Annotated in this window: 8 protein-coding genes; all 8 read left to right on the top strand. The window is 30.7% G+C overall.

From position 1 onward, the window contains the following. A partial coding sequence (locus Q0C22_RS09985; RefSeq protein WP_291494345.1) for a hypothetical protein occupies positions 1-314 on the top strand: 314 nt, incomplete at its 5' end. 79 nt (positions 315-393) lie between these two features. Next, a complete protein-coding gene (locus tag Q0C22_RS09990) occupies positions 394-693 on the top strand; it encodes a hypothetical protein (RefSeq protein WP_291494347.1) in 300 nt (99 codons plus the stop codon). Positions 694-695: 2 nt separating this feature from the next. Beyond that, positions 696-1,250: an isochorismatase family protein gene (locus Q0C22_RS09995; protein ID WP_287005545.1), complete on the top strand. Its 555-nt coding sequence runs from the start codon at positions 696-698 to the stop codon at positions 1,248-1,250. Between the two features lie 40 nt (positions 1,251-1,290). Then, entirely contained in the window at positions 1,291-2,157 is an 867-nt protein-coding gene (locus Q0C22_RS10000; protein ID WP_291494350.1) for an N-acetylneuraminate synthase family protein, read from the top strand. Next, on the top strand, positions 2,142-2,954 hold the full coding sequence (locus tag Q0C22_RS10005; protein ID WP_291494352.1) for a glycosyltransferase family protein: 813 nt from the start codon (positions 2,142-2,144) through the stop codon (positions 2,952-2,954). Before Q0C22_RS10000 ends, Q0C22_RS10005 begins: the two co-directional genes overlap by 16 nt. A 27-nt stretch (positions 2,955-2,981) precedes the next feature. Then, entirely contained in the window at positions 2,982-3,992 is a 1,011-nt protein-coding gene (gene pseG, locus Q0C22_RS10010; RefSeq protein ID WP_291494354.1) for a UDP-2,4-diacetamido-2,4,6-trideoxy-beta-L-altropyranose hydrolase, read from the top strand. Next, positions 3,989-4,894, top strand: a complete 906-nt coding sequence (locus Q0C22_RS10015) for a class I SAM-dependent methyltransferase (RefSeq protein WP_291494356.1) — start codon at positions 3,989-3,991, stop codon at positions 4,892-4,894. The genes pseG and Q0C22_RS10015 overlap by 4 nt, the downstream gene beginning before the upstream one ends. Next, on the top strand, positions 4,881-5,182 hold a 302-nt coding region (locus Q0C22_RS10020; RefSeq protein ID WP_291494358.1), incomplete at its 3' end, for a glycosyltransferase. The genes Q0C22_RS10015 and Q0C22_RS10020, both read left to right, overlap by 14 nt.

Genomic DNA, 5,182 nt, shown 5'->3' on the forward strand with positions numbered 1-5,182 from the left:
ATATGAAACCAAATACTATTTTTGTTCAGTATGGACCATTTTGGCGTACTTCTTCAAGTATATTTTATCTAGGTAGGGATAGTATTTTATTGGACGATTTTGATGATGGCGATTTATACTACGGTATGACTCTTCTAAAAAATAAAAACGAAAAATTTATAGAAAAATCCGATTTAAAAAACTTACTTAAAAATCATAATGTTGCTATAATTGGTCAGAAAAAAAGACTTATAACATACTTAAATAAACAAAAATTTAATTATAAAATTAAATATTTTGGGAACAAATTTGTAATTATGTTAAATAAAACATAAAATGTAACCAACCATAATTTAATTATTGTTTCTTACTTGAAAATATACCAAATAAAGTTATAATAAATAAAGGTGTAAAATGCAAAAGTTATTTAAAGCTTTAAAAGATAATGGCACCAAAATTATTAATTTATTAAATGAAAAAGAATATAAAGGTGATGAACTTTTAAGTGTATTAAACGAACGAAATAAACTTTTTGAAACGATATATAAAACAAAAATTACAAATCAATATTTAGATCAAATTAAAGAATTGTTGGAACAAAACGCACAAATTGAATTTTTGGTTGAGCAAAAAAAGAAAGCTTTGCTGGAAGATTACATTAAATTTTACCAGAACTCAAAAAACATAATGAAATATTTAAAGCAAGGAGGTTGAAGATGAGCTTTTTAAGCAAGGAAAATTGCATTTTATGCGTAATTGACATGCAGGACAAACTTGCCAAAGTTATGAAGAATCTTGATGCTACAACTAAAAATATCTCGCTTTTGATAAAAGCTGCAAAAGAACTTGATGTGCCAATTTTTTACACAGAACAGTATCCAAAAGGATTAGGCGAAACGATAGAACCACTAAAAAGCTTGCTTTCTGATGTACAGCGTTTTGACAAGATGAGTTTTTCTGCTTTGGAAATTCCTGAAATTAAGACTTTCATTGTTGATTCTAGTAAAACAACAGTTGTATTGTGCGGTATTGAATCTCATATATGCGTAATGTCAACAACCATAGATTTAATAGAAAAAGGCTATAATGTAGTAATTGCAAAAGATGCAGTAACTTCAAGAGAAGAAGAATTTTATAATACTGCTATTGCGTTTTATAACTCAATTGGTGCAAAAGTGATACCATCTGAATCTATTGTATTTTACTGGTTAAAATTTGCTGGCACTGAAAGTTTTAAAAAACTTCAAAAAGTAATTTTGGGTAAAGAATAATTTTTGGTTTTTTAAATTTAATTATATTGGAGATAAATGAATGGTAGAATTTATTGCAGAGGTGTCAAGCAACCACAACAATGACTTAAATCGATGCTTTGATTTTATTGAAACTGCAGCAAAAATTGGTTGTAGTGGTGTTAAGTTTCAACTTTTTAAAATTGACCAATTATTTGACAGAAAAGCACTGGAGTGTTTTGAAGAGCTAAGAAACAGAAAAAAATGGGAGTTAAGCGAAAAGTATATACCAGAAATTGCTAAATGTTGTGCGGATAATAATATAAAATTTATATGCACTCCTTTTTATCTTGATGCTGTAGATATTTTAGAGCCATATGTGAATGCGTATAAAATTGCTTCATATGAAATTTTGTGGCAGGACCTATTATCAAAATGTGCTAAAACAAAAAAGCCAATGATCATATCTACCGGTATGGCAACACTTGATGAGGTAAAATTTGCAGTAGAAACAGTATTTGATAATCAATGCACAGATCTAACAGTTTTGCACTGTACTTCAAATTACCCTACCCTGCCGCAGGATTGCAACTTAAGTGCAATACAAACAATGAGAGAGTCATTGCCTAAAAATATCAAATTTGGATGGTCTGATCATAGTGTTAATTTTGGCGTAATACATAGGGCTATACATAAATACGATGTTTCAATGGTAGAGTTTCATATGGATTTAGATGGTAAAGGAAAAGAGTACCAAATGGGTCACTGCTATTTACCAAATCAGGTTGAATCTCTTATAAAAAGTGTTAAAGATGCATTTTTAGCTGATGGTGATGGCAAAAAAGAACCGCAGGATAGTGAGTTTAAAGAACGTCTTTGGAGAGCAGATCCAATAGATGGCTTAAGGCCTCTTAGGGGTATAAGGGATAGTTTATGCAAAAGACAATAGCTATAATTCAGGCTCGCATGTCTTCAACAAGGCTTCCAGGCAAAGTTATGCTTGATTTAGCAGGAAAACCTGTAATCTGGCATGTTTACAATAGAGCTTTGCATTCTAAATATGTAAGCGAGGTTATCGTAGCAACATCCAAAGACAAAAGCGACGATGAGCTTGTGGAGTTTTTGAAAGCAAATTCAATGAATTATTACAGAGGTAGCCTTGATAATGTGCTTGAGCGTTTTATGGATATAATTTACGATAAAAAACCAAAGTATGTAGCCAGAATAACTGCAGATTGTCCGCACATTTGTCCTGTTTGGATAGACAATCAAATAAGTGCGCTGAGTTTGTTTGATGCAGATGTGGTTTATTGCGAAAATGTTGGTTGCGCATTTGAAGGCGCTGGCGTTATTAAAGCTGATGTTCTTGATTATATTTATAAAAATACAAATGATGCTTTAAATAAAGAACATGTAGGTGCAATCTACATTACACAAAATCCCGATAAGCTTCGCATAGTAGAAGTTTGTCCAAAAGATTCTCTTATTTTGCAAAACTGCAGATTGACATTGGATGAAAAAGAAGACTATGAGCTATACAAAATAATATATGAAAAGCTATACACTCAAAAGCATTTTATGTATTTAGAAGATATAGTTAATCTTTTAAAATCAAACCCTCAATTAACAAACATTAACAAAAATATTCAACACAAGCCACTAAATATTGAATTACAAACTAAATACACAGACATATGGAAAAATGCAAAAAAAATAGGCAAGTTTTTCTGGCAGGATAATCCTTAAAAGAATACTTTTTGCTATATTATCTATATGAAAAAAGTACTATTTAGATGCAACGCATCAAGGGCTATTGGTTTTGGTCATCTGGTTAGATGCCTGGCACTTGCGTATGCATTTAAAAAAAGAAACTGTCAAATTACTTTTGCTGTAAATAAAAATCTCAAGGCAATAAAACTCATTCAAAAAGAACAATATTCAATAATTAAAAAAGACGAAAAAAATTGCAAACAATGGCTAATTGAGGCAGTTGAAAAATCCCAAGCAGATATATTGGTTTTAGATATAAGAGATGGGCTTGATAAAGAAACTCTTATTGAAATAAAACAAAAGTTTAATATTAAAATAGTAAGCATAGATGATCCTCAAGATAAAAGGCTTGTTTGCGATTATGTTTTTTATCCGCCCGTATTTCAGGTCAGGCATCTTAGCTGGGAAGGTTTTAAAGGTAAACTTTATTCTGGGTTTGAGTGGGTGATTTTGCGCGATCAATTTTTGCAGTACAAAAATAAACCAAAACCATCAAACAAAAAGTTAAAGATATTTGTAGCAGCAGGTGCAAGCGATCCAAAATGCATAACGCCGTTAATTGCAGAGGCTCTCAATAATTTAAATGTTGAATTTGAAGCATTAATTGTTATTGGTGCACTGTTTTCTTGCAAAAAAAATTTGGATATGATTTTAAAAAAAGCAAATTACGATTATAAAGTCTTTCAAAATGTTGACAATATGGCTGAAATAATGCATATGTGCGATTTTGCAATTTGTTCTTTTGGCACAAGTGCTTATGAGTTAGCCTGTGTGGGTGTGCCTGCAATTTATTTATGTATTAGCAAAGACCATAGTTTATCGGCTTCAATGCTTGAAAAAAGTGGTTTTGCAATAAATTTGGGAGAATATGACAAGGTAAACTTAGAAGAAATAACAAAAGCTGCTTTAAAATTGTCAAAAAATGCCGATTTAAGATATAAGATGGCTCAAACTGCTAAAGATTGTATCGACGGACTTGGCGCATTTCGTATCGCAAAGGAGGTCTTGGGGTGAGTAAAATACAATGGCAAAAACACAGTGGAGAAATATTGGATAGCGTAAATGGTTTTGATGTGATTGAATGCGAAATTTGCGGATTTAAACATATTATACCTATACCAAGTCCTCAAGAATTGCAAGATATGTATAAAAGAAAATACTACCAAAATATAGAATTTTTTAATGAAAGATTTTTGGAAGATAAAGATTGGTATGATTTAGTATTTAAAGACAGATATGATAGTTTTGAAAAAATATTGGGCTATAAGGGTAATATTTTAGACATTGGCTGCGGTGGTGGATATTTTTTGCTTTATGGTAAAAATAGAGGATGGAGTGTATTGGGTGTTGACCCATCAATTCAATCTATAAATCATTGCAAATCAATCGGTCTGGACGTAATAGAAGGATTTTTTGACGAAAATTTATCAGAAAAATTGGCCAATAAATTTGATGTGGTACATTTAAGTGAAGTGTTAGAACACGTATCAGACCCTGTAAACACCATTGCCTCTATTAAAAAGGTTTTAAAACAAGGCGGTGTTGTATGTATTGTTGTACCAAACGATTATAATCCATTTCAACTTGCTTTAAAAAAAGCTTGTAATTTTTCTCCATGGCGGGTAGCACCACCGCATCATATTAATTATTTTGATTTTAATTCACTTGAAAAACTTTTAAGAGAGCAAGGTTTTGATATTGTATTAAAAGAAACATCATTTCCGATAGATATTTTCTTACTTATGGGAGATAATTATGTTGGAAATGACAGTTTAGGCAGATTATGCCATACAAAAAGAAAAAATTTTGAAAATAATTTACAAAACGCTGGGTTTAATGATTTAAAAAAAGACTTTTATAAATCTTTAGCGCAATTGAATATTGGCAGAGAGGTAGTAATTTATGCAAGAAAGTAACAAACAAGATTTAATTTTTTCATTTAAGCCTTTAATTTCTGTTGTAGTGCCCACATGGAATACACCAGAACAGTTTTTGATTGAAATGATAGAATCTGTTTTAAATCAAAGCTACATAAATTTTGAGCTTTGTATAGCTGATGCAAGCGATCAAAGTCATGTAAAAAAGATTTTAGATAATTATGCAGATAAAGATAATCGCATTAAAATTAAATATTTAAAGAAAAATAAAGGTATAGCGCAAAATACAAACGAAGCAATTTTTATTAGCAGAGGTGATTATATAGC

It is taken from the genome of Desulfurella sp. (assembly GCF_023256235.1).
Taxonomy (GTDB): Bacteria; Campylobacterota_A; Desulfurellia; order Desulfurellales; family Desulfurellaceae; genus Desulfurella.

What these genes read in the sequence shown, in the direction of transcription:
- Q0C22_RS09990 (WP_291494347.1), top strand. Translation starts at nt 394, where the DNA reads ATGCAAAAGTTATTTAAAGCTTTAAAAGATAATGGCACCAAAATTATT.
- Q0C22_RS09995 (WP_287005545.1), top strand. Translation starts at nt 696, where the DNA reads ATGAGCTTTTTAAGCAAGGAAAATTGCATTTTATGCGTAATTGACATG.
- Q0C22_RS10000 (WP_291494350.1), top strand. Translation starts at nt 1,291, where the DNA reads ATGGTAGAATTTATTGCAGAGGTGTCAAGCAACCACAACAATGACTTA.
- Q0C22_RS10005 (WP_291494352.1), top strand. Translation starts at nt 2,142, where the DNA reads ATGCAAAAGACAATAGCTATAATTCAGGCTCGCATGTCTTCAACAAGG.
- pseG (WP_291494354.1), top strand. Translation starts at nt 2,982, where the DNA reads ATGAAAAAAGTACTATTTAGATGCAACGCATCAAGGGCTATTGGTTTT.